Annotated in this window: 22 protein-coding genes; 8 read left to right on the top strand and 14 right to left on the bottom strand. The window is 66.8% G+C overall.

Going from position 1 to position 23,485, the window contains the following annotated elements; genetic code table 11:
* Positions 1-45 precede the first annotated feature (45 nt).
* The 3 genes from GC146_RS14750 to pyrC all read right to left on the bottom strand — a co-directional run bounded on the left by GC146_RS14750 (position 46) and on the right by pyrC (position 3,540).
* Positions 46-1,488 (bottom strand): replicative DNA helicase, encoded by a 1,443-nt coding sequence (locus tag GC146_RS14750; protein ID WP_291840759.1) that lies wholly within the window; start codon positions 1,486-1,488, stop codon positions 46-48.
* Positions 1,489-1,746: 258 nt separating this feature from the next.
* Entirely contained in the window at positions 1,747-2,421 is a 675-nt protein-coding gene (locus GC146_RS14745; protein WP_291840267.1) for an orotate phosphoribosyltransferase, read from the bottom strand.
* A gap of 69 nt (positions 2,422-2,490) precedes the next feature.
* Positions 2,491-3,540, bottom strand: a complete 1,050-nt coding sequence (gene pyrC / locus GC146_RS14740) for a dihydroorotase (RefSeq protein WP_291840264.1) — start codon at positions 3,538-3,540, stop codon at positions 2,491-2,493.
* Between the two features lie 112 nt (positions 3,541-3,652).
* Between pyrC and GC146_RS14735 the strand changes: the two genes are divergently transcribed.
* On the top strand, positions 3,653-3,937 hold the full coding sequence (locus GC146_RS14735) for a hypothetical protein (RefSeq protein ID WP_291840262.1): 285 nt from the start codon (positions 3,653-3,655) through the stop codon (positions 3,935-3,937).
* Between the two features lie 4 nt (positions 3,938-3,941).
* Here the strand turns inward: GC146_RS14735 and GC146_RS14730 are convergent, their stop codons facing one another.
* From GC146_RS14730 to GC146_RS14720, 3 genes are all read right to left on the bottom strand, one after another.
* Positions 3,942-4,931 carry a phosphoadenosine phosphosulfate reductase gene (locus GC146_RS14730; RefSeq protein WP_291840257.1) on the bottom strand — a complete coding sequence of 330 codons (990 nt, stop codon included), beginning with the start codon at positions 4,929-4,931 and terminating at the stop codon, positions 3,942-3,944.
* 121 nt (positions 4,932-5,052) lie between these two features.
* Complete coding sequence (locus tag GC146_RS14725) at positions 5,053-6,276, bottom strand: acyl-CoA dehydrogenase (RefSeq protein ID WP_291840255.1); 1,224 nt, start codon at positions 6,274-6,276, stop codon at positions 5,053-5,055.
* An 86-nt stretch (positions 6,277-6,362) separates the two neighbouring features.
* Positions 6,363-7,535 carry a phytanoyl-CoA dioxygenase family protein gene (locus GC146_RS14720; RefSeq protein ID WP_291840253.1) on the bottom strand — a complete coding sequence of 391 codons (1,173 nt, stop codon included), beginning with the start codon at positions 7,533-7,535 and terminating at the stop codon, positions 6,363-6,365.
* A 78-nt stretch (positions 7,536-7,613) separates the two neighbouring features.
* On the opposite strand from GC146_RS14720, the gene GC146_RS14715 reads away from it, so the two are divergent.
* Positions 7,614-8,645 (top strand): LacI family DNA-binding transcriptional regulator, encoded by a 1,032-nt coding sequence (locus tag GC146_RS14715; protein ID WP_291840250.1) that lies wholly within the window; start codon positions 7,614-7,616, stop codon positions 8,643-8,645.
* Positions 8,646-8,703: 58 nt separating this feature from the next.
* Here the strand turns inward: GC146_RS14715 and infC are convergent, their stop codons facing one another.
* Positions 8,704-9,216 (bottom strand): translation initiation factor IF-3, encoded by a 513-nt coding sequence (gene infC, locus GC146_RS14710; RefSeq protein ID WP_291840247.1) that lies wholly within the window; start codon positions 9,214-9,216, stop codon positions 8,704-8,706.
* 230 nt (positions 9,217-9,446) lie between these two features.
* On the opposite strand from infC, the gene GC146_RS14705 reads away from it, so the two are divergent.
* Positions 9,447-10,112 (top strand): hypothetical protein, encoded by a 666-nt coding sequence (locus tag GC146_RS14705; protein ID WP_291840244.1) that lies wholly within the window; start codon positions 9,447-9,449, stop codon positions 10,110-10,112.
* A gap of 64 nt (positions 10,113-10,176) precedes the next feature.
* Here GC146_RS14705 and GC146_RS14700 read toward each other — a convergent pair whose 3' ends face one another.
* From GC146_RS14700 to cysG, 6 genes are all read right to left on the bottom strand, one after another.
* Positions 10,177-11,004: a ferredoxin--NADP reductase gene (locus tag GC146_RS14700; protein WP_291840241.1), complete on the bottom strand. Its 828-nt coding sequence runs from the start codon at positions 11,002-11,004 to the stop codon at positions 10,177-10,179.
* A gap of 72 nt (positions 11,005-11,076) precedes the next feature.
* Positions 11,077-11,487 carry a DUF934 domain-containing protein gene (locus tag GC146_RS14695; RefSeq protein ID WP_291840238.1) on the bottom strand — a complete coding sequence of 137 codons (411 nt, stop codon included), beginning with the start codon at positions 11,485-11,487 and terminating at the stop codon, positions 11,077-11,079.
* The gene (locus tag GC146_RS14690; RefSeq protein WP_291840235.1) at positions 11,484-12,218 is read right to left on the bottom strand and encodes a phosphoadenylyl-sulfate reductase; all 735 of its coding nucleotides are present in this window, start codon (positions 12,216-12,218) and stop codon (positions 11,484-11,486) included. The genes GC146_RS14695 and GC146_RS14690 overlap by 4 nt, the downstream gene beginning before the upstream one ends.
* Positions 12,208-13,866, bottom strand: coding sequence for a nitrite/sulfite reductase (locus GC146_RS14685; protein WP_291840232.1), 1,659 nt, complete (start codon positions 13,864-13,866; stop codon positions 12,208-12,210). Before GC146_RS14685 ends, GC146_RS14690 begins: the two co-directional genes overlap by 11 nt.
* 3 nt (positions 13,867-13,869) lie before the next feature.
* Complete coding sequence (locus tag GC146_RS14680) at positions 13,870-14,169, bottom strand: DUF2849 domain-containing protein (protein WP_291840229.1); 300 nt, start codon at positions 14,167-14,169, stop codon at positions 13,870-13,872.
* Complete coding sequence (gene cysG, locus GC146_RS14675; protein WP_291840225.1) at positions 14,166-15,563, bottom strand: siroheme synthase CysG; 1,398 nt, start codon at positions 15,561-15,563, stop codon at positions 14,166-14,168. The genes GC146_RS14680 and cysG overlap by 4 nt, the downstream gene beginning before the upstream one ends.
* Positions 15,564-15,698: 135 nt before the next feature.
* Between cysG and GC146_RS14670 the strand changes: the two genes are divergently transcribed.
* Positions 15,699-16,160, top strand: coding sequence for an Lrp/AsnC family transcriptional regulator (locus tag GC146_RS14670; protein ID WP_291840222.1), 462 nt, complete (start codon positions 15,699-15,701; stop codon positions 16,158-16,160).
* Positions 16,161-16,222: 62 nt separating this feature from the next.
* Here the strand turns inward: GC146_RS14670 and GC146_RS14665 are convergent, their stop codons facing one another.
* Positions 16,223-17,389: a cytochrome P450 gene (locus tag GC146_RS14665; protein WP_291840219.1), complete on the bottom strand. Its 1,167-nt coding sequence runs from the start codon at positions 17,387-17,389 to the stop codon at positions 16,223-16,225.
* A gap of 61 nt (positions 17,390-17,450) precedes the next feature.
* On the opposite strand from GC146_RS14665, the gene GC146_RS14660 reads away from it, so the two are divergent.
* The 4 genes from GC146_RS14660 (at position 17,451) to GC146_RS14645 (ending at position 23,408) form a co-directional block, all read left to right on the top strand.
* Positions 17,451-19,229 (top strand): ATP-binding protein, encoded by a 1,779-nt coding sequence (locus GC146_RS14660; RefSeq protein WP_291840217.1) that lies wholly within the window; start codon positions 17,451-17,453, stop codon positions 19,227-19,229.
* A 169-nt stretch (positions 19,230-19,398) separates the two neighbouring features.
* Entirely contained in the window at positions 19,399-20,628 is a 1,230-nt protein-coding gene (locus GC146_RS14655; protein WP_291840214.1) for a sigma-54 dependent transcriptional regulator, read from the top strand.
* Positions 20,625-22,157 carry a trimethylamine methyltransferase family protein gene (locus tag GC146_RS14650; RefSeq protein ID WP_291840212.1) on the top strand — a complete coding sequence of 511 codons (1,533 nt, stop codon included), beginning with the start codon at positions 20,625-20,627 and terminating at the stop codon, positions 22,155-22,157. Before GC146_RS14655 ends, GC146_RS14650 begins: the two co-directional genes overlap by 4 nt.
* Before the next feature lie 240 nt (positions 22,158-22,397).
* Complete coding sequence (locus GC146_RS14645) at positions 22,398-23,408, top strand: DctP family TRAP transporter solute-binding subunit (RefSeq protein ID WP_291840209.1); 1,011 nt, start codon at positions 22,398-22,400, stop codon at positions 23,406-23,408.
* Positions 23,409-23,485 lie beyond the last annotated feature (77 nt).

Below are 23,485 nucleotides of genomic sequence, written 5' to 3'. Positions count from 1 at the left end.
GTCAGGTTTGTCCCTGATGCCGGGCATTGCGGCACCGTGGTCACCTCAGTCAAAGCCGCGGGTATCGGCGCCCTGCTGCCAGGGCTTGATGAGATTGCCAAACTTGGTGAAGCGGCCTTCGAAAGACAGATCCACCGTTCCGATCGGGCCGTGGCGCTGTTTGCCGATGATGACTTCAGCCTTGCCGTGCAGCTGCTCCATCTCGGCCTGCCACTTGGCCATCTTCTCGGTCTCGTGGTCGCCCGGCTTCTCGCGCGACTTGTAGTATTCCTCGCGGAACACGAACATCACGACGTCGGCGTCCTGCTCGATCGAGCCCGATTCGCGCAGGTCGCTGAGCTGAGGCCGCTTGTCCTCGCGGCTTTCCACCTGCCGGCTGAGCTGCGAGAGAGCCAGTACCGGAATGTCCAGTTCCTTGGCGATCGCCTTCAGGCCCATCGAGATCTCGGAAATCTCGTTGACGCGGTTCTCGGACCGGCCCGAGCCGCGGATCAGCTGCAGGTAGTCGACGACCAGCAGGTCAAGCCCGTGCGTGCGTTTCAGCCGCCGCGCCCGCGCAGCCAGCTGCGCGATCGGCAGCGCGGCGGTGTCGTCGATGTAAAGCGGGCAACTTTCCAGTTCTTTCGCGGCGGCGACGAAACGACGGAATTCCTCCATGTTCAGCTTGCCGCGGCGAATGTCATCCGAGGGCACCTGGCAAGCCTCTGAAAGAATTCGCGTGGCCAGTTGTTCTGCGCTCATCTCGAGGCTGAAAAAGCCTACGACGCCGCCATTTACGGTGCCTTCGCGCCCGTCGGGCAGGCGGCCCTTGCGGTAGGCCTTGGCGATGTTGAAAGCGATATTGGTGGCCAGCGCGGTCTTGCCCATCGAGGGGCGCCCGGCGAGGATCAGCAGGTCCGATCGGTGCAGGCCGCCCAGCCTTGTGTCGAGATCGGCCAGCCCCGTCGCCACACCCGCCAGCCCACCGTCACGCTGGTAGGCGGCATTGGCCACCTTCACGGCATCGGTGACGGCGGCAAGAAAGCTCTGGAACCCGCTTGATGTCGTCCCCTGTTCGGCCAGCCGGTAAAGCGCCTGCTCGGCCTCGACGATCTGCTCCTTGGGTTCCGAGGCAACCTCAACCTTGGTGGCCTTCGCCGAAATATCGCGCCCGACCTGGATCAGCGCGCGGCGGGTCGCGAAATCAAGGATCATCTGCGCATAATCGCGCGCCGCGAAGGCCGAAATCGCGGCACCGGCCAGCCGCACCAGATAGGCCGGGCCGCCCAGCGCCTTGAGCCCTTCGTCGTCCTCAAGGAATGCTTTCAGCGTAACCGGACTGGCCAGCGCGTTCTTGGCGATGCGGGCGGCTGCGGTCTCGAAAATACGGGCATGGACCGGGTCGTAGAAATGCTGTGGCCCGATCAGTTCGGCGACCCGGTCGAAGATGTCGTTGTTGGTCAGGATCGCGCCCAGAAGCTGCTGTTCGGCCTCGATCGAATGCGGCATCGGATCGCCGCCACCGTCGTTTCCGCCGTCCCCGGCGCTGCCCGCGCCCGGCCCGAATGGTGTGATCTCGTTCATCCCCGGCCCCCCGCGTCAGCCTGGCGGCGCCCGCCACGCGTCCCCGGTCAATGCCGCCGGGGTGACCCGGCTGATACGCCAGCCGCGCGCGCGCGACAAATTGTATGTTTCTGGGGATTGCCTGTGGACAAGCCACCAGGCCCCAGATCATGCGACAATGACGTGTCTTGCGTCAATATCTGCTCAGACGTGTGCCGCCGACCAGCCCTCGGGATCGTGAAGATAGGCTTCGACGGCTTCGAGTGTCTTGGTGTCGAAAGCCGCGCGTGCACGCGCTTCGGCCAGCACGTCCCACCAAGTGCACAGATGGATCAGCTTTACCCCGGCAGCAGCCAGCCTGTCCTCCACGCCGTCGAAGATGCCGTAATAGAAGATGACGGCGGTTGCGTCGCAGGTTGCACCGGTTTCGCGGATCGCCTCGACAAAGGACAGTTTCGAGCCGCCATCAGTGGTCAGGTCTTCGACCAGCAGCACCCTCTGGCCTTCATGCATCGCACCCTCGATGCGCGCGTTGCGGCCATAGCCCTTTGGCTTCTTGCGCACATAGGTCATCGGCAGGGCCAACCGTTCTGCCACAAGTGCGGCAAACGGAATGCCGGCGGTTTCGCCACCCGCGATGTTGTCGAAGGCCTCCAGCCCCGCCTCGCGCATCACTGTGACGGCCAGAAAATCCATCAAGACCGACCGGATCCGCGGGAAAGAGATCAGCTTGCGGCAGTCGATATAGGTGGGTGCCTTCTTGCCGCTGGCATGGGTAAAGGGCGTGGCCGCGTTGAAATGCACCGCGCCGATCTCCAGCAGCATGCCGGCACTCAGCCGCGCGATCTCGGCGGCAGGGGGAAACCCCGATGGAATCATGCTCTTGTCCCCTTCATCTTGCCCCACATACTCCCGCCGGAGGCCGCCGGGTTTCGCCAGAAACCCGGATCACGCCGCCCGCCAGTGCAGCGCAAAGCCCGGATCGAACACCGTGACCGGCCCGTCGCCGGTCATCACCGTGGCGTCCGGGGTCCAGGCCTCGCCCTTTTGCAGCGTCATCCTACCCTCGTTCGGCGCCACGCCGTAAAAACGCGCGCCATTGACGGCAACGAAATCCTCCAGCCGTTCGAGGGCGCCCGCGGCCTCGAACACCTCGGCAAGACAGGCCATCGTCACCGGGGCCGAGAAGATGCCCGCGCAGCCGCAGGGCTGCAGCTTGGCCGGGTCCGCATGCGGCGCGCTGTCAGTGCCCAGAAAGAAGCGTTCGTCGCCCGAAACGGCGGCCTGAACCAGCGCAAGGCGGTGGGTTTCGCGCTTGGCCACGGGCAGGCAGTAGTAATGCGGCCTGATACCACCCGCGAGGATCGCATTGCGGTTGATGATCAGGTGATGCGTGGTGATCGTGGCGGCCATGCCCTTGCGGCTGTCGCGCACGTAATCCACGGCGTCCTGCGTGGTGACATGCTCCATCACCACGCGCAACTCCGGCACCTTGCGGCGCAATGGCTTGAGCACGCGGTCAATGAATACCGCCTCGCGGTCGAAGATGTCGATTTCGGGGTCGGTAACCTCGCCATGAACACAAAGAGGCATGCCGATCTCGGCCATCTCTTCGAGCACCGGCAGCACCTTTTCGAAATCGCGCACGCCCGAGTTCGAGTTCGTCGTCGCGCCCGCGGGGTAAAGCTTGACGGCCGTGGCGATGCCCTCGGCATGGGCGCGGGCGACGTCGGCAGGCTCGGTCGCCTCGGTCAGGTAAAGCGTCATCAGCGGCGTGAAATCCGCGTCACGCGGCAGGGCGGCGCGGATGCGGTCTCGATAGGCAATCGCCTGCGCCGCGGTCACGACGGGCGGCACGAGGTTGGGCATGATCAGCGCGCGGGCGAAATCGGCGGTGGTGGCGGGCAAGACGCCGCGCAGCATGGCCCCGTCGCGCAGGTGCAGGTGCCAGTCATCGGGGCGGCGCAGGGTCAGGCGTGTAAGCGTTCTGGTGGGCATGACGCCGCCCTAGCATGGAACGCGGCGTGCTTGCCAGAGGCTTGGCTTTGGCCCGGCTTTGGCGCAGCATGGCAACCGGAAGCGGCCGGGATGCGCCGCGGCGGAGAGGGCTATGCTGGGTTTCATCGTTGCACTGATCGCGGGGTTCGTGACCCCATATATCGAAGAGCCGGTCGCGCGGCCGGTGGCGCAGGCGCTTTCGGGCGCGATCAAGCTCGAATCGGGCGAGATGCGCGCATTCGCCTTCATGCTCATGGCGTTGGCCGCCGGGCTGCTTGCCACGTTGCTGGCCTCTGGCAGCGCGTTCTGGATCGCTGCGGGCACGGTACTTGGCTATTTCGCGACGCGGATTGTGGCGGCCGCCAAGGCCGCGGTCGACGGACGCCCGCGGAGCTGAGCGTCTATTCCGCCGGGTCGGCGAGGCTGGGTTCGGCAGGCAGCGCCGGGCGCGGGGCGGCCGGGGGTACATGTCCGGCTGCCTTAAGCTTGGCCAGCTTCTGCGCGAAGAACGGCTTGTCGCCCTGACGCAGGACGTGTTGGCAGATCCGAGCACTCAGAAGCGGACGCTCTTCCACCTCGGTCACGGCCAGCAGGTGGCGCGCGTAAGGCATGTAGTGCGCCCGGGCCCGCATCAGCCGCGCAAAACTCAGTTGGTCAAGCCGTCCTTCCATTGCCGCCAGCATGGACGGCGCAAGAACGCGCATGCCCGCCAGCGCCTGATCCAGCCGCGGGCCAAGGCGACGGCAGCGCAGCAGCGTCACGTTGGGCTGGGCAAAAAGGGCGGCGTGCATCGCGTCAAGCTGTTCGGCCGGATCAAAGACGATATGGGCGCTTTGCACGGCTTCCAGCATGTCCGGCGCATATCCGAAGCGATCGGTGAAGTTCAGCCGCCGGTGGCGGGCATAGCGTGGATCCCAGCCGGCCAGTTCAGGGTCGAGCGTGGCTTGCGGACGCACGGCCAGTACACGGCATCCCGGCGCGGCCACCGCATAGGCACAAGCCGCATAAGCCCCGCCATCGGCACCGTAAAACAGCACGCTTTCGAAATCCTCGAAAAAGCCGTCGTCGATCAGCCGGTCGAAATGCTGGTAGATCGCCGGGTCGCGGAACCAGCCATCGGCGCGACCGATGATGGCAAGGTGAGACCAGCCATGGCGGCGCACGAATTCGAAACCCAGCGGTTCGTCGCCCTGGTTATGCGCCAGAATGCGCGGCTGGCTCTCGAACGTGACAAGCAGCCGGGGCCCTGCATCAATGAAGGATGCCACATGGTCGGCCCCGAGGACACTGAACGATCCATGCTCCTCGGCCAGTTGATCGAGCGCTGCGATCCAGGTTTCGCCGTCCAGATCAGCCAATGAACGGTCCAGGTCGATGCGGGTGTCGTTCATGCAGTCAGTCCTCTTGGCTTTGCCCGGCCGTGTCCATGTCGACCGCCGGGATATTGCGGCGCAAGGTGGCCGTGCATTCGGGCAAAATTGCGCTGCCCCTGTGCCCGGATCGGGAAATCTCTCAGAAAAACGCCTGCAACCCGGTCTGCGCCCGGCCGAGGATCAGCGCGTGAATGTCGTGCGTGCCTTCGTAGGTATTGACGGTTTCAAGGTTAATCATATGGCGGATCACGCCAAAGTCTTCGGAAATGCCGTTGCCGCCATGCATGTCGCGGGCCGCCCGCGCGATGTCCAGCGCCTTGCCGCAGTTGTTGCGTTTCATCAGGCTGATCATCTCGGGGGCGGCATGGCCCTCTTCCAGCAGCCGGCCCACGCGCAGCGCGCCTTGCAGGCCCAGCGTGATCTCGGTCTGCATGTCGGCGAGTTTCTTCTGGAAAAGCTGGGTCTGCGCCAGCGGGCGGCCGAACTGCTTGCGGTCGAGGCCATACTGGCGGGCAGCGTGCCAGCAGGCTTCGGCCGCGCCCATCACGCCCCAGCTGATGCCGTAGCGCGCGCGGTTGAGACAGCCGAACGGGCCCTTCAGCCCCTCGACGCCGGGCAGCAGCGCGTCTTCGCCCACTTCCACGTCCTTCATCACGATCTCGCCCGTGACGGAGGTGCGCAACGACAGTTTGCCGCCGATCTTGGGCGCGCTCAGCCCCGCCATGCCTTTTTCAAGGACAAAGCCGCGGATCTTGCCGCCATGCGCCTCTGACTTGGCCCAGACGACGAAGACATCGGCGATGGGGGCGTTGGAAATCCACATCTTGGAGCCGTTCAGCACATAGCCATCGGCGGTTTTCTTCGCTGTGGTCTTCATCCCGCCGGGGTCCGATCCGGCATCGGGTTCGGTCAGGCCGAAACAGCCGATCAGGCTGCCCGCGGCAAGGCCGGGCAGGTATTTCTGCCGCTGCGCCTCGGACCCGTAGGCATGGATGGGATACATCACCAGCGAGGATTGCACGCTCATCATGCTGCGATAGCCGCTGTCGACACGCTCGACCTCGCGCGCGATCAGGCCGTAGGTGACATAGCCCGCGCCCAGCCCGCCGTATTCCTCGGGGATCGTCGCGCCCAGAAGCCCGGCCTCGCCCATCAGGGCAAAGATGGCCGGGTCCGCGGCCTCGTCGCGATAGGCGGCGGTGACGCGGGGGGCAAGGGTGGATTCGGCAAAGGCGCGCGCGGCGTCGCGCAGCATCCGCTCGTCCTCGCTCAGCTGGTCCTCCAGCCGGAACGGGTCGGCCCAGTCAAAGGGGCCAAGGTCGGGGCCAAAGCCCGCGGGCGCGAAATTTTCGGGTCTGTTCATGGCGGCCTCCCCAAGCTGTCCCTTGTTAGAACGGAGCCGGGCCGGGGGCAATGGGCGGGCATGGTGCCCGCCCGGCCGATGCGTTATCAGGCCAGCCGCCGCGCCGCCTGCGCGTCAAGTGCTGCCTCGAATGCCGCGGGGGTCATGCCCTCGGCCAGGGCGCGGGTCATCAGCCCGGCCTGCGATTCCGGCGCCAGCCCGCCCACCGGCGGATCGCTGTCGAGGTTGGTGGGGAAGGGGTAGCCCTCGGCGGTGGCTGCGATGGCCGCCGTCACCTCGTCTGGCGCAAGGCCCGCCGCGCCCGAGGCCAGCACGGGGTAGAGCAGGCGGCACATCGCCGTGCGGTCCACCGTCTCGATCGACCGGCCGAAGGCCGAGGAGACCTGCACGAGGTTCACCAGACGCTGCACGTCGGCGGTGTGATTGGCCCCGCCCGCGTGAAAGAGCGCTGGGTTGAAGAAGATCGCGTCGCCCTTGACCAGCGGCAGTTGCACGAAGTTCTCCTCGAAATAGGCGCGGAAGGCGGGCAGGCGCCACGCGGCATAGCCCGCGCGGTAGGCCTGACTGAACGGCAAAAGCTTGGTCGGCCCGGCCTCGACGGGGATGTCGACATGGGCGATGCCGCCCTGCAGCGTCAGCACCGGCGAGAGGTCATGCACATGCGCCGGGTAGGCTGCGGCGACATCTGCGGTCTGGAAGCCAAGGTGATAATCGCGATGCGCCTGCTGGGCCGCGCCGCCGGGGCGCACAAGGTTGACCTGCGCGGTGACCTGGTAATTCGGGCCCAGCCACGCCTCGCTGGCCGCTTGCAGAAAGACGTTGCCGAAATAGCGGGCAAAGACCACCGGATCGGCCTCGCAGAGCTTTTGCAGCGAGTTCCAGACCCGGTCGTTCGCGCCCTTGGCGGCAAAGTGGTCGGCCCCGGTGCCGGTCAGCCGCTCGGCCGCGATGATGCGGTCGTAGATCGCGCTGGCCGCGTCGATGGACGCAGCATCGGCCCACGCCCCGCGGATCACGAACACCCCGCCGCCCCAGCGCAGCAGCCGGGCCCATTCGGCCAAGAGGTCGGCCCGTGCGGTTCGGTCGGCAAGCAATGGCCGCAGCGAAGTGGCATCATAAATCGCCACGTTCTTCTGCACCTCGGTCGCGCGGGGCACGTCATCGGCTGTTACATCTTGCGCACATAGCTCCTGCAGGTCGGCAAGATTGCAGTCCTCGGCGCGAAACCAGGCGGGGGTATGGTCCATCGTGTCTTTCATTGCATCCTCCCATGCTGAACACAGACTAGCAGTGCTGTGGCCTTGTCGGGACGGGGCAAATCCATCAATAATCCATCAATGACCCATCGCTTTCCCGTCAAGGAGATCGCCGCGCAGGCGGGCCTGTCGACCGCGACGGTCGACCGGGTGCTGAACGCGCGCGCCCATGTCGCGCCGCAAACCCGGGCAAGGGTGGCCGCCGCGATCGCCGAACTGGAAGGGCAGGAGGCGCAACTGGCCGCCGCCGGGCGGCGCGTTTTCGTCGATGTGGTGATCGAGGCGCCCGCGCGATTTACCCGCGAGGTGCGCGCGGCAGCCGAAGCGGTGCTGCCGCATCTGGGCGTGGCAGTCGTCAGGCCCCGCTTTGTCACGCACGAGGTGCTGGGCGCAGCCCAGACCGCGGCGCTGCTGGACCGGATCGCGGGGCGGGGCAGCCAGGGCGTCTGCCTGAAGGCCCGTGACGAGGAGCCGGTGCACGCCGCCGTCGCCCGGCTGGCCGAACGGGGTATCCCGGTGGTCACGCTTGTCACTGATCTGCCGGACAGCCGGCGTTTGGCCTATGCCGGGCTCGATAATGCAGCCGCCGGGCGCACGGCGGCGTGGCTGATGGCCGGGATGCTGGCGGCGGATGCGCGCACCGTGGTGACGACCCAAAGCGATGTGGCCTTTTCGGGCGAGGGCGCGCGGGCATCGGCATTTGTCGCGGCACTGGCCGCGGCGCGGCCGGGCTTGCGGCTGGTGGACCTGTCGGGGGGCGCGGGCCTCGATGGCGATACGGCCCGGCGTTTTGCCGCCGGGCTGGCGGCGTGCGGGCCGGTCGCCGGCGTCTATTCCATCGGCGGGGGCAACCGCGCAATCCTCGCAGAGCTTGACCGGGCGGGGCAGCATCCGCAGGTCTTCATCGGCCACGACCTTGACCGCGATAACCGCGCGCTGCTGGCAGAGGGGCGCCTGACGGCCGTGCTGGCACATGATCTTGCCGCCGATATGCGTCACGCCTTCCTGCAAATACTGGCATTTCACAGGCTGCTGCCGCGCGAGGCGCTGCCGCCCCCCTCGGACGTGCGGATCGTCACGCCGCACAACATGCCGCGGCACCCGAACCTTTGACAAAGAAAAAGGGCCGCCGGCATCGCCGCGGCCCCTTGTCAGTCCGTTTTATCGCGCCTTAGCGGGCGGGACCGATCATCATCACCATCTGGCGGCCCTCGACCTTGGGCATCGATTCCACCTTGCCAATTTCCTTGGTGTCCTCTGCCACACGTTCCAGCAACTGCCGGCCAAGATCCTGGTGCGCCATCTCTCGGCCACGGAAGCGCAGGGTGATCTTCACCTTGTCGCCCTCTTCGAGGAACTTGAAGACCGAGCGCATCTTGACCTCGTAATCATGGGTATCGGTGTTCGGGCGGAACTTGATCTCCTTGATCTCGATGATCTTCTGCTTCTTGCGCGCCTCGGCTTCCTTTTTCTGGGTCTCGTACTTGAACTTGCCGTAGTCCATGATCTTGCAGACGGGGGGCGTGGCGTTGGGCGAGATCTCGACCAGGTCCAGCCCGGCCTCTTCCGCCATGCTCAGCGCGCGCTCGGGGCTGACAACGCCAACGTTCTGGCCATCGGCTCCGATCAGCCGGATTTCCGGCGCGCGAATGCGCTCGTTGATGCGGGGGCCGGTCTCACGCACCGGGGGTGCGTTATGGGGTCTGCGTCCTATGGTCTTGTTCCTTTTCAGTTCGCGAAACGTGGCGGCAAATTAAAGGCCCGCGGGCGCGGGTTCAACCGCAAACTATGGGCCAGCCGTGGCCCATCGAAAGCGCAGCGGGCCGCGGGCGCTTTTCACGAAGGCCGCAATCTGACATAGCAACGTAGGAAGGTCCATCGGGGACCGGTTACGAGTAAAGGAAGGGATTACCCATGCGTGCGATTCTCATCATTGTCGTTGTCGCTCTTGTCGGCTGGGGTGGATACACGTGGTATGACGGCCAGCAACGTGCCGCTGCCGAGATGGCCGCGAAAGCCTCGGCCGACGCCAAGGCCGCCGCAGATGCCGAAGCAAAGGCTGCCGCCGATGCCAAGGCTGCTGCTGACGCACAGGCCGCGGCGGACGCCAAGGCTGCCGAGGACAAGGCCGCCGCTGACAAGGCTGCCGCCGATGCGGCGGCACAGGCCGCGGCCGATGCCGCTGCCAAGGCGCTGGCCGATGCTGCCGCGAAGGCTGCCGCCGATGCCGCAGCCGCCGCGGCCCCTCCCGCTGACGCGGCCGCACCTGCTGCTGACGCGGCTGCGCCGGCTGCTGATGCCACCGCGCCTGCCGCTGATGCCGCTGCGCCTGCTGCAGATGCCGCGGCGCCTGCCGCTGATACGGCTGCACCTGCTGCAGATTCGGCAGCGGTCGATCCGGCAAGCCTGCTGACGGCCTCGACCTTCGACGCGGACAAGCTGATTACCTACGTACAGGGGGCCGACAATCTGTCGACCTTGCAGAAGTCCACGCTGACCGCGGCTCTGAAGGCCGCCAAGGACAATCCGGCGCTTGTCGATGCCGCGATCCAGCAGGTCAAGGCTGTCCTGGGTCTGTGAGAGCCTGAAATGACAAGGGCCGCGCCAGTGATGGCGCGGCCCTGATGTTTCTTTCGCGCCGGCCTCAGACGCCGTCGCCGACGAAAGCCTTCTCGATCACGAATTCCTTTGGCTCGGAATTGGCGCCCTCGCGCAGGCCCGCCTTTTCCAGCAGCGCCTTGATGTCGAGGTTGAAGGCCAGGCTGCCGCAGACCATCGCGCGGTCGGTCTCGGGGTTCAGCGGCGGCACGCCCAGGTCGGCAAACAGCGTGCCATTCTCGATCAGCGTGGTGATGCGGCCCATCTTGGGGCTCTGTTCGCGGGTCGTGGTGGGGTAGTAGCGCAGCTTGTCGCCGACGAATTCGCCGATCAGCGGATCGTCGGCCAGGCTTTCGACGATCTCGCGCCCATAGGTCAGCTCGGCCACGTCGCGGCAGGTATGGGTGATGATGACCTGGTCGTAACGCTCGTACGTGTCGGGATCGCGCAGAAGCGAGGCGAAGGGCGCAAACCCGGTGCCGGTCGCGAAGAAGTAGATCCGCTTGCCGGGCAAGAGCGCGTCATGCACCAGCGTGCCCACCGGCTTGGGCCGCAGGATGATCTGGTCGCCGGGCTGGATGTGCTGCAGCCGGCTGGTCAGCGGGCCGTCGGGCACCTTGATGGAATAGAACTCCAGCTCTTCATCCCAGGACGGCGAGGCGATGGAATAGGCGCGCAGCAGCGGCCGGCCATTGTCGTCCAGCAGGCCGATCATCACGAACTCGCCCGAGCGGAACCGCAGGCTTTGCGGGCGCGCGACGCGGAAGGAGAACAGCCGGTCGGTGTAATGGGTGACCTTGGTCACGGTCTGGGCGTCGGGCAGGGCGGGAGCCTTCAGGGCGCGGTCAAGTGTCACTGATTTCAACTCTGTCATATATGATCCGGCCCGTCCTTAGGGCCGCCTTTCGTCATAGTCCTTGATGTGGATCAGGAAAAGCCCGGGCGCTCAGGCGCGCAGCCGCGCCCGGTAATCGAGGTTGCGCCAGTCGGCCCGGGCGCGCCATTGCGCCTCGGGCTGGCGGGCGGCGATCTGGGACGGAATCTCGACCTCGTCGAAGCCCGCACGCCGCGCCATCGCGTATTGATCGGCGATCAGCGGCCCTGCCGCGCGCAGCCGCCCGGCAAAACCCAGCCGCCGCAGCCGCGCGGCCAGCGTAAAGCCGCGCCCGTCGGCGAAACTGGCAAAGCCCACCCGGATGAAGGCCAGCCCCGAAAGGGCCGGCAGGCGCGCCGGATCGACATCGCCCGGCAGGTCCAGCGCGGTTGACGCCGGCGACAGCGTTTCCAGCGTGTCGATCGGCCCGGTGAAGTCGTCGGGCGCAAAGCCCGCGTCGGTGACGATGACGGGCGCGCTCATGCCGAAACCTCGCCGCGCCGCACGATCCGCCCGTCGACGATGTGAATGCCGCATTCCTGCTTGGCGGTGCCGCGCCAGCGGCCCGCGCGCGGCTCCTCGCCGTCGCCCACCCGCGTGGTGCAGGGCGCGCAGCCGATCGAGGGATAGCCGCGCGCCACCAGCGGGTGCCGGGGCAGGCGGTTCTCGGCGATGTAGTCCTGCACGTCGCGGGCCTCCCAATGCGCCAGCGGGTTGACCTTGATCCGCCCCGCGGCGTCGACATCGAAGAAATCCAGCGCGGCACGCTGCCCGCCCTGGTAGCGTTTGCGCCCGGTGATCCAGGCATCGAAATCGGCCAGCGCCCGTTCCAGCGGCGCGGTCTTGCGCAGGGCGCAGCAGGCGTCGGGATCGTGCAGGTGCAACAGCCCTTCGTTGTCATGCACGAAGAGGTCCGTGCGATCGGCCCGGATGATGCGCACGTCGCTCAGGTGCAGCCGCTCGACCAGTTCCATCTGGTAGGTCAGCGTTTCGGCAAACAGCATCTCGGTGTCGATGAAGATGACCGGCGTCGCGCGGTCCATCACCGAGACGAGGTGCAGCAACGCCACCGACTCGGCCCCGAAGGACGAGACCAGCGCGATGCGCCCGACATCGGGGTCTGACAGCGCCCGTTCCAGCACGGCCGTGGCCCCATGATGGCGATAGCGGGTGTTGAGCGCGGCGGCGCGGGCGGTGGGGCTGTCAAGCGGCATCGGCCTGCTCCTGATCGGGGTAAAGCGCGGCCTTGAAGGGCGCAAGGCCCAGCCGGCGATAGGTTTGCAGGAAGGTTTCGGAGGCGTCGTGCCGCAGGTCGAGATAGGCAAGCACGATCCGTTCGATGGCCGGCACGATCTGGTCGGCGCCGAAGCCCGGCCCGGTCTTGTCGCCCAGCGTGGCATCCTCTGTATGATCGCCGCCCAGCGTGATCTGGTAATTCTCGACGCCAGCCCGGTCGAGGCCGAGGATGCCGATATGGCCCACGTGATGATGCCCGCAGGCATTGATGCAGCCCGAGATCTTGATCTTGAGCGGCCCGATCTCGTGCTCCAGCTTCAACTCCTCGAAGTGGCTGGCGATTTCCTGCGCTATTGGAATGCTTCGCGCGGTCGCCAGCCCGCAGAAATCCATGCCGGGGCAGGCGATGATATCGGACACAAGGCCCACGTTGGCACTGGCCAGATCCGCCGTGCGCAGCGCCTGCCACAGCGCGGGCAGGTCGGCACGGTGGACATGCGGCAGGATGATGTTCTGCTCGTGGCTGACGCGTAACTCGCCATGGCCCCAGCGTTCGGCGATGTCGGCCAGCGCGCGCATCTGCGCCGCCGTCGCATCGCCCGGCACCGCGCCGGGTTTCTTCAGCGAGACGGTGACGATGGCATGCGCCGGGTCGCGGTGGGCAGTGAGGTTGGTTTCGACCCAGGCGCGGAAGGCAGGGCTGCCCTCCAGCGGCGGCACGGGCCGATCGCAGAGTATGGGCCCACGGAAAGAATGTTCGATTTGTGCAAGAATTTGCGGCTCAGGACCAGAAAAGTGCGGCAGAATATCCAGAAATTCTGCTTCTACCATCTCGCGGATCGTGTCGATCCCCAGCTCGTGCACGGTGATCTTGATGCGCGCCTTGTACTTGTTGTCGCGCCGGCCCAGCAGGTTCCACGTGCCCACCACGGCCTCGAGATAGGGGAGAAGCTGCGCCTGCGGCAGGAAGGCGCGCAGGACCTGCCCGATCATCGGCGTCCGGCCAAGGCCGCCGCCGACCACCACCTCGAACCCCGGCGCGCCGTCGGCGTCGCGCACCATGCGCAGGCCGATGTCATGGGCGCGGGTCACGGCGCGGTCATGCGGGCTGCCGGTCACGGCGATCTTGAATTTGCGCGGCAAGAACTGGAACTCGGGGTGGTCGGTCGACCATTGCCGGATCAGCTCGGCCACCGGGCGCGGATCGGCGATCTCGTCGGCGGCGGCACCCGCGAAATGATCGGCGGTGACGTTGCGGATGGTGTTGCCCGAGGTCTGGATCGCGTGCAGCCCGACCTCGGCCAGCGCCTCGAGCATGTCGGGCACATCGACAAGGCGCGGCCAGTTGAACTGGATGTTCTGGCGCGTGGTGAAATGGCCATAGCCACGGTCCCACCGCTCGGCCACGTCGGCCAGCCGGCGCATCTGCGCGGGGTTCAGCGTGCCATAGGGAATGGCCACGCGCAGCATGTAGGCGTGAAGCTGCAGGTAAAGCCCGTTCATCAGCCGCAGCGGCCGGAACTCGTCCTCGGTCAGGCTGCCGTCGATCCGGCGGGCGACCTGGTCGCGGAAGCGGGCCACGCGATCGGCCACGAAGGCGGTGTCGAAGTCGTTGTAGGAATACATGTCTTACAGCCCTGCGGATTTGCCGGTTTCGGTGATGGAGGGGCCGTCGCGGCGCAACGCCTCGCGCAGGTGCAACGGTTCGGGGCCGTGCGGGCCCCGGCGCACCTCGGCGAGGTAGGCGCCGACGACGCGGTCGCGCTGCGCCGTGGCCTCGAGCAGGCGGAGCTGCGCATGGGCCTCCTCCTCGATCAGTTCGGCCTCGTGCATGTCGCGGGTCCAGCGGTCGTCAGGTGTCAGCCAGACGGTATCGCCCTCCAGCAGGGCGTTGGCGGTGACGACGCGGGGGGTGAAGGGGCGGCTCATGGCATGGTCTCCAGAAGCGGGGGCGAAAGGGCGGCCTGCGCGGCATGCGGCGCAAGCCCGTAAAGGATCAGGGCCGGGCCGGCTGGCGCGGCATCGGCCAGGGCCGTGGCAAGCGCGCCCAGCGTGGTGGCGATGGTGCGGGCCTCGGGCAGGCTGGCATTCTCGACCACGGTGACGGGCGTGGCGGGATCGGCGCCGTGCATCATCAGGCGGCCTTGCAGGAAACGCGCGGCGCGCTTGCCCATGTATATGCCCGCCACCTCGCCGGGCCGGGCCAGCGCGCGCCAGTCCTGCTCGGCAAAACCCGCCGCATCATGCGCGGTCAGCAGGCGCAGGCCGGAATTGCGCCCGCGGCGCGTCAGGCTTTGGCCGATCTGCGCGGCGGCGGCGGAGGCGGCGGTGACGCCGGGCATGACCTGCCAGGCGATGCCGGCGGCGGCCAGTGCTTCGGTTTCTTCGTCGAGCCGGGCAAAAACCGACGGATCGCCGGCCTTCAGCCGCACCACCGCGCGGCCCGGTCGCGCCTCGGCCAGCAGCAGCGCGTTGATGTCGTCCTGCGCGGTGGAGGTGCCAAACCCCTGCTTGCCGACGTCGATCAGCACGGCCTCGCGCCGGGCAAGCTCGAGGATCGCCGGCGGCACGAGGCGATCGTGCAGGACCACGTCGGCGGTATCGAGCGCCTTGCGCGCCTTGAGCGTCAGCAGATCGGGATCGCCGGGCCCTGCACCGACGAAGGTGACGCTGGCCGGCGCGGGCGTGGCCGTGCGATGGGCCTCCAGCAGCGCCGCGGCGGCCTGCGGCACTGCCGCGAGCCCGTTTTCGGCGATGGTCCGGGGGCCGGTCCGCAGGTAGAAATCGGCCCAGAAGGCACGCCTTGCCCCACCGGGGGCCAGCGTTGCGGCCGCCGCGCGCAGGCCCCGGCCGATCCGCGCCAGCGCCCCAAGGCTGGCCGGCAGCCGCTCTTCCAGATCAGCCTTGATCTGGCGGGCCAGCACCGGGGCCGCGCCCTCGGTCCCGATCGCCACGACAACCGGGTCGCGGTCGACGATGGCGGGGGTGATGAAGGCGCTATCCTGAAGATTATCGACGATGTTGACCAATGCGCCGTCCACGCGCGCAAGGCTGGCCACGCGGGCGTCCTCGGCCGGGTCTTCAGTGGCGGCATAGGCGAGTACGGCGCAAAGCGCATCACCCGGTCCAAAGGCCCGCGCCACCAGCCGCAACCGCCCCTCTTTCGCGAGACGGTGGATGTCTGGGCTGGCATCGCGGGCAAAGACCGTCAGCTGCGCCTCGGTCTTGAGCAGAAGGCGCAGCTTTGCCAGTGCCGTCTCGCCACCGCCGGCCACGACGACGCGCCGCCCCGCGACGGCCAGGAAGATGGGAAAGTGACGCATCGGTATCCCCGTGAAAACCTGCCCCATGATAGAATATTGTTCTGGTATTTGGCCATTCCATGCGCCAGAAAAGGACAAATGTTCTAGCTTGGCGCGAAGCCGGAACGCCTATTCCGGTTTTGAAAGGATCCACGAATGGCTGTCCGTATCGACGAGATGGATCGGAAAATCCTGTCCGAGCTTCAGCAGGATGCAGCCCGCTCTCTGGACGAGATCGCGGCTGCCGTGGGCTCGTCCAAGACGCCGGTCTGGAACCGGATTCGCAAGTTGCGCACGGCCGGGGTGATCGGGCCGCAGGTGGTGCGGCTGGACGCCGAGGCGCTGGGGTTCGAGGCCTGTTTTTTCGTGTTGATCCGCACCTCCGAACACGAGCCGGAATGGCAGCGCCGTTTCCTTCAGGCGCTGCAGGATCGCCCCGAGGTGCAGGAGGCGCACCGGTTGGCGGGCGATATCGATTACATCCTGAAGGTGCGGGTGAAGAACGCCCGCGCCTATGATGCCTTCTATCAGGCGCTGATCTCGGAGGTGCGGGTGCACAACGTCACGGCGCTTTTGTCGATGGAAGAAATCAAGTCGACGCTGGCGCTGCCGCTTTAGCGCGCGGGGGGCTGTCTGCCCCCCGCGACCCCCCGAGAGTATTTCCGGCCAGAAGAAAGGGCTTAGCGCGTGACCATCAGGCGCTCGAGGCCATGGAAATGGTAGACATTGGCATAGCGTGGCGCCTCGGCCAGTTGCAGGTCGGGGCAGCGGGCGAAGAGCGCCTGCAGGGCCAGCGTGATTTCCAGCCGGGCGAGCGGGGCGCCCACGCAGAAATGGATACCGCCACCGAAGCTGGTGTTCTGCGGGCCCTTGCGCGCCGGGTCGAAGCGAGCAGGATCGGGGTAGGCGGCCGGGTCGCGGTTGGCGGCGGCGAGCAGGCAGGCAACCTGGTCGCCACGCTTGAAGTCATGGCCGAAGAGCGTGACATCCTCGTAGACCCAGCGGGTGAACATGTGCAGCGGCGGGTCGTGGCGGATCACCTCTTCGACGACCGCCTCGTCGATGGCGGTGAACCCCTCGCGCAGCAAGGTCGCCACCCCGTTACCCAGCGTGTGCACTGTGGCCTCGTGGCCCGCGTTCAACAGCAGGATGCAGGTGGTGATCAACTCGTCGGTGGTCAGCTTTTCGCCGGCCTCTTCGGCGGCGATAAGCTGGGTGATCAGGTCGTCGCCCGGCGCGCGACGCTTCTCGGCGATGTAGCCGGTGATGAAGGCGGTGAAGGCTTGCGTCGCGGCGACGGCGGCCTCTTCCTCGGCGCGGGTGCGACGGGCCTGATACATCCCGACCATCGCATTCGACCATGCCAGTAGGTCGTCAGCGCGGTCCTCCGGCACGCCCAGAAGGCGGCAGATGATGATGACCGGCAGCGGCCGGGCGAAGGCATCGAGCAGGTCGAACGGGCCGCCTTGCGGGAAACGGTCAATCAGATCATGGGCTAGCCGGGTAATCTCGGGGCCAAGTGCCACGATTCGGCGCGAGGTGAAGGCGCGCAGCACCAGCGCGCGCAGCCGGGTATGGCGGGGCGGTTCCAGTTCCAGCATCGAATGCGCCTCGACCGCATAAAACGGGGCGAGGTGCGGCGGGATCGCGGGCACGATGTCCGGCGGCGCCTCCCGCCCCAGCCGACGGTCCCGCAAGAGCGCGCTGACGGCTCGGTGCGACGTGGCGCAAGGCATGCCGTAATCGTCCCAGAAGAACAGGTCACCGCCGGCACGGGCCCGGTCGTAGAACGGATAGGGGTCTTGCACGAAGGCCGGATCGGTCGGTGATTGAGAGAGCGTCAGCATGGCCGCGACCATGCCGTCTGGGCGCTGGTATTTGCAAGCCGTGCCTTGCTAGATTGCCGCCATGAGACGCGTGCTTGCCCATCCGGCCCTGGCCATCTTCGGCTATCTCGCCTTCGTGGCGCTGCTAGCCGGCGGCGTGGGGCGCTTTGGCTATGTCGCGGCGTTGGAGCAATTGGTACGGCGGGGCGATTCCGACCTTGCTCTGGCCTCGGACCGGTTGACCAGTGAATTGCAGCGCTACCGCGAACTGGCGGTGCTGATGGCCGATCACCCGGCGCTGCGCCCGCTGGTCGAGGGTGGGACCGACAGGGGCGCGGCAAGCGACCTTCTGGTCAGGGTGGCGGACATGACGGGCTCGCTCGACATCGTATTGGTGGCAGCAGATGGCACGCCGCTGGCCGCCGCGCGCGGCCCTGTCGCCGGCAGTCTTGCCGACGCTCCCGAAGTTCGCCGGGCAATGGACGGCGCGCTGGGGGTGGGGCACGGCTTTGATGCAGGCTATGGTCGCCGGACCTTCCGCTTTGCCGCGCCCGTCTTTTCAGAGGCTGGGCCCGTTTCGGGTGCCGTCGTGGTGTCTGTCGATGCCGAGGGGGTCGAGGCAGTGTCGCGCGGTGATCGTCCGGCGATCTTCTTCACCGACGCCGCGGGGGTGGTGTTCCTGTCGAATCGGTCGGAACTGCTTTACCGCAGCCGTGCGGCGGGCCCCGCACTGGCCGAGGCGCTGCGCGAAGTGCCCCCCGACCGGCTGACCCCGTTCGTCGCCCATCGCGATGCGGTGGTGGCGGGGCACGAAATCTGGGATGTCGCGGGTGGGCCCTACCTGCCGACCCGTGCGCTGCACCTGACGCGCGATCTGCCGGTCATCGGGATGACGGCCGAGGCGCTGATTGACGTCGCGCCTGCGCAGCGCCTTGCGCAGCTTCAGGCCGCGTTGACGGCGGCGCTTTGTCTTGTCTTCGGCGCCGCCCTCTTTCTTGCGTTGGCACGGCGGCGCACGCTGGCGCAGGCCAATGCCCAACTTGAACGCCACGTCGCAGATCGCACCGCCGCGCTCAGCCGCGCCAATGCCGATCTGCGCCGCGAGGTTGCCGAACGGACCGCTGCGCAAGCGGCGCTGACCAAGGCACAGGCCGATCTGGTGCAGGCGGGCAAGCTTTCGGCGCTGGGCCAGATGTCGGCAGGCATCAGCCACGAGTTGAACCAGCCGCTGATGGCGATCCGGTCCTTTGCCGAAAATGCCGAGGCGTTTCTGGCCCGTGGCCGGGCCGATGCGGCGGCGGGCAACCTTGCCCGCATCTCAGAACTGGCGCGGCGGATGGGGCGGATTATCCGCAACCTGCGCGCCTTCGCCCGGCAGGAAAGCGAACCGCTGTCGGATGTCGATCTTGTCGCGGCGGTGGAGGCCGCTGTCGAGATGGCCGCCTCCAAGGCGCGTCAGTCGCAGGTGACCGTCCACTGGACGCCGCCCGACGCGCCAGTGATGGTACGTGGTGGCGAGGTGCGGCTGGGGCAGGTCGTGCTGAATCTCGTTTCCAACGCGATCGACGCGATGGAAGGCGCCACGCGGCGTGAGGTCAGCATCGCCATCGCCCAGTCCGGCCCCCGCGTTGAATTGTCGGTGCGCGATACCGGTCCGGGTATCGCCGAACCCGAGAAGATCTTTGACCCGTTCTATACCACCAAGGAGGTCGGCGCCGCCGAGGGCATGGGGCTGGGCCTGTCGATCTCCTATGGCCTTGTGCAAAGCTTCGGCGGTGCGATCCGCGGTCGCAATGCGCCGGGCGGCGGGGCGATCTTCACGGTCGAGCTTGACGCCGCCCCCGAGAGGAAAGCCGCATGACCCCGACCGCCCGCGCCTTTGCCTTGCAAGTATCCTCGGGGGGGAGGCCCCGGCACGGGGCCGGGGGGGCAGACAGCCCCCCTCGCGCCGCCCTGCGGCGCGTCCGCCGCTGCGCGGCGCGGGCCTTCAGGTCCGCGCGCCCTCGCCCCCGCCGCGTCCGGGTCGCGCGATGACCCGGCGTGTGCTGCTTGTCGATGATGACCGCGAGGTGCGCGAGGCGCTGGGCCAGACGCTGGAACTCGCCGATCTCGACCCGGTGCTGGCGGGGTCCTTCATCGAGGCCAAGGACCTGATCGATGCACGTTTCGATGGCGTCGTGCTGAGCGATATCCGTATGCCCGGGCGCGACGGTTTCTTTCTGCTCGACCATGTCCGCGAGATCGACCCCGATCTGCCCGTCATTCTGCTGACCGGCGAAGGTGACATCCCGATGGCCGTGCGGGCGATGGGGGCGGGCGCGCATGGTTTCCTCGAAAAGCCCTGCGCACCCTCCGATCTGGTTGCGGTGGTAGAAAAGGCACTCAAGGCCCGCGCGCTGGTGCTGGAAAACCGCCGCCTGCGGCAGGAGGTGGAAACCGGCGATGCGGCAGCGCGGATGCTTTTCGGCCAGTCGCGGCTGGCGGCCAGCCTGCGCGACCAGGTTCGTGCGGTGGCCCGCGCAGGGGCCGAGGTGCTGATCCTTGGCGAAGCGGGGTCGGGCACGCCCAAGGTGGCCGAAGTCATCCACCTGCTGTCGGCCGCAGCACGCCGCCCCTTCGTGAAACGTGCGGCTGCCGGCCTGACCCCCGAGGCGCTGGAGGCCGCGCTTGCAGATGTCAAGGACGGCACGCTTTACATCGACGAGGTCGGCACGCTGCCCGCAGCGGTGCAGTTCGCCCTGCTGGACCGGCTGGAAAGCGGCATGGCCGTGCGGGTTCTGGCCGGCAGCACGCAGAACATCGACGCAGAGGTCGCGGCCGGGAGGTTCTCTGCCGAACTCTTCTATCGGCTGGACCTGATGCGGGTGCGCATTCCGTCTTTGCGCGAGCGGACCGAGGATATTCCGGTTCTCTTCCGCCACTACGTTGCCCAGGCCTGCGAACAGGCCAACATCGCCGAGCCAGAGATTGGCCCCGAGGTTATCGCTCGGCTGATGGCGCAGGACTGGCCCGGCAATGCCCGGGCGCTGATGAATGCCGCGATGCGCTTTGCTCTGGGTCTGGGCGAGGCTGACCAATCCGAGGGGCTGGGGTTGGCCGAACAGATGGCGCGGGTCGAACGCTCGTTGCTGATCGGGGCACTCAGGCGCCACGGTGGGCGCGCAGGAGAAACGGCGCTGGCGCTGAAGTTGCCGCGCAAGACCTTCTACGACAAGCTTGCCCGCCACAACATCAAGCCAGAAAGCTACCGCACACCATGACCGATGCTCCCGTCCGCCGCGGACGCGCCGCGCGCCAGTCGGCGCCAACCGCACGGCAGGCCGATTACCGGCGCCTTGCCAATCCGTTCCGCCCGCAGGAGGTTTTTTCGGCCGACGCCGTGGCAGCATTGCATTCCAGCGCGCTCGACGTGCTGGAAAACCTCGGACTGTCGATCCTTCTGCCCGAGGCGCGCGAGGTTCTGGCACGTGCCGGCGCGCGGGTGGACGAAGACATGGTTTTCATCGGGCGCGATATCGTCGCCGAGGCGCTGCGCACAGCACCGGGGGCCATGCGGATGCGCGCGCCAAATCCCGCGCGCGAGGTCGATTATGCGCCCGGCTCTTTGATCTTCACGGCCGCGGGCGGCTGTCCCAATGTCTTCGATCATGAGCGTGGCCGTCATCCCGGCTCGGAAGAGACCTTCCGTGACGCGGTCAAGCTGGTGCAAAGCTTTGACGTGCTGCACAAGATGCCCGTCGCGCCGGAACCGCAGGACGTGCCCTTGCACCTGCGCCACCTCGTCACCCTGCAGGCGCAGCTGGAACTGGGTGACAAGCCGCTGACGGTCTATGCCCGCGGACGCGCGCAATTGCGGCAATGCTTCGACGTGATCCGCGAGGCATTGGACCTGTCGGATACGGACTGGACCGACGGGTTCTGGGTGTCGACCGTGATCAATTCGAACTCGCCGCGCAGGCTGGATGGGCCGATGGCGCAAGGCATCCTCGATTTCGCGCGCGAGGGGCAGATGACCATCATCACGCCGTTCTGCCTTGCCGGCGCGATGGCGCCGGTGACGGTGGCGGGCGCGTTGGTGCTGCAGCATGCCGAGGCGCTGGCCGGTATCACGCTGGCGCAGATGGCCCGCCCCGGTGCGCCTGTCAGTTATGGCGGCTTTTCCTCGAACGTGGACATGAAATCGGGCAGTCCCGCCTTCGGCACGCCCGAGCACATGAAGATGCAGCTGGGCGCGGGCCAGTTGGCACGCCATATCGGTCTGCCGTGGCGTTCGGCCGCGGGATCGGCATCGAATGCCGCCGATGCGCAGGGCGCGCATGAAAATATCATGGGTCTATGGGGGGCCGTGATGGGCGGTGCCACGCTGGTGATCCACGCCGCCGGCTGGCTGGAAGGTGGGCTGACCTTCGGCTTTGAAAAGATGATCACCGATCTGGAGGCATTGCAGACAGTGGCAGAGCTTTGCACCCGTCCCGAGGAGGATGAGGCCGCGCGCGCCTACGAGGCCATCGCGGGGGTGCCGCCGGGTGGCCATTTCTTTGCCAGCCCGCACACGATGGAGCGTTTCGACAAGGCCTTCTACGCGCCGCTGGTGGCTGACCTGTCAAATCATGGCAACTGGATACAGGCAGGCGCCCAGACCGCCGAGACTCGGGCGACCGCGATCTGGCAGCGGGTGCTGGCCGAGTTCAAGCCGCCTGCCGGCGCCGAAGAGCGGGCCGCACGCGTCGCACCGCTGATCGCCCGGTTGACGGCAGCGCGCGGTGCCGCACCGATGACGGAGTCGTGAGTGCGGTGTGTGGATTCCCGCACTGTTAGCGGAAACGGCTGTGTGAAAATCCGCTCGTTGCTGCGCTGCCGCATGGTGACTATTTCTGCGGCATGTCGTCAACTATCAGAAACTAATTGGAAAAACCCCCTCAATCGGGATGACCGACTTTGTGCTTGCCGCAAAGTCAGGCAGTTCGACAACTGGTCGTCGTGCGCCGCTTGCGGTGGACCCGATAAAGTCTTGAGGGAGGAGACCCCGATGAAATTCAATTTTGCGCTGGCCGCTGCGGCTGCCGTGGTAATGGCTGCCGGTGTGGCCCAGGCCGATCCGACGAAATGCGATCCCGGCGAGATCGTCGTCAAGTTCAGCCATGTCACCAACACTGACAAGCACCCCAAGGGCATCGCTGCCGAGCTGCTGAAGACCCGCGTCAACGCCGAGATGGACGGCGTGATGTGCATGGAGGTCTATCCCAACTCGACGCTTTACACCGACGAGCAGGTGATCGAGGCGATGCTGCGCGGCGACGTGCAACTGGCCGCGCCTTCGCTGTCGCTCTTCGAGTCGATCACCAAGGCCTACCGCCTGTTCGACCTGCCCTTCATGTTCAAGAACATCGATGCCGTCGACGCCTTCCAGGCCTCCGAGGCCGGCCAGAACATGAAGAACGCGATGCAGCGCCGCGGCATCCAGGGTCTGGAATTCTGGCATAACGGGATGAAGGAAATCTCGGCCAACAAGCCGCTGATCAGCCCGTCTGACGCCAATGGCCTGAAGTTCCGCGTGCAGCCGTCCGACGTGCTTGTCGCGCAGTTCGAGGCGCTGGGCGCGATCCCGCAGGCGATGTCGTTCTCTGAAGTCTACGGCGCGCTGCAGACCGGCGTTGTCGACGGGCAGGAGAACACATGGTCCAACATCTACGGCCAGAAGTTTTACGAAGTGCAGGACGGCATCACCGAAACCAACCACGGCATCATCGACTACCTGGTGATCTCGTCGGTGGACTTCCTCAACAGCCTTCAGCCCGAGGTCCGCGATCAGTTCCTGCAGATCCTGCATGAAGTCACCGTGACGCGGAACGCTGAATCGACCCGCGTGAACGAGGAAGCCAAGCAACTGATCGTCGACGCCGGCGGCGTGATCCGCGAACTGACGCCCGAACAGCGTCAGGCCTGGGTCGATGCGATGAAGCCCGTCTGGGCCAAGTTCGCCGATCAGGTTGGCCAGGACAACATCGACGCCGCGCAGAAGATCAACGACAGCATGTAAGCTGGCGCTGCGCGCAAGCATGGGGTGCGGCCCGGTGGCACGGCGCTACCGGGCCGCACCTGCCTGACAAAACGGGG

Source organism: Limimaricola sp., from assembly GCF_016125575.1.
Lineage (GTDB): Bacteria > Pseudomonadota > Alphaproteobacteria > Rhodobacterales > Rhodobacteraceae > WGLM01.
This window is presented reverse-complemented; position numbering and strand designations above follow the sequence as displayed.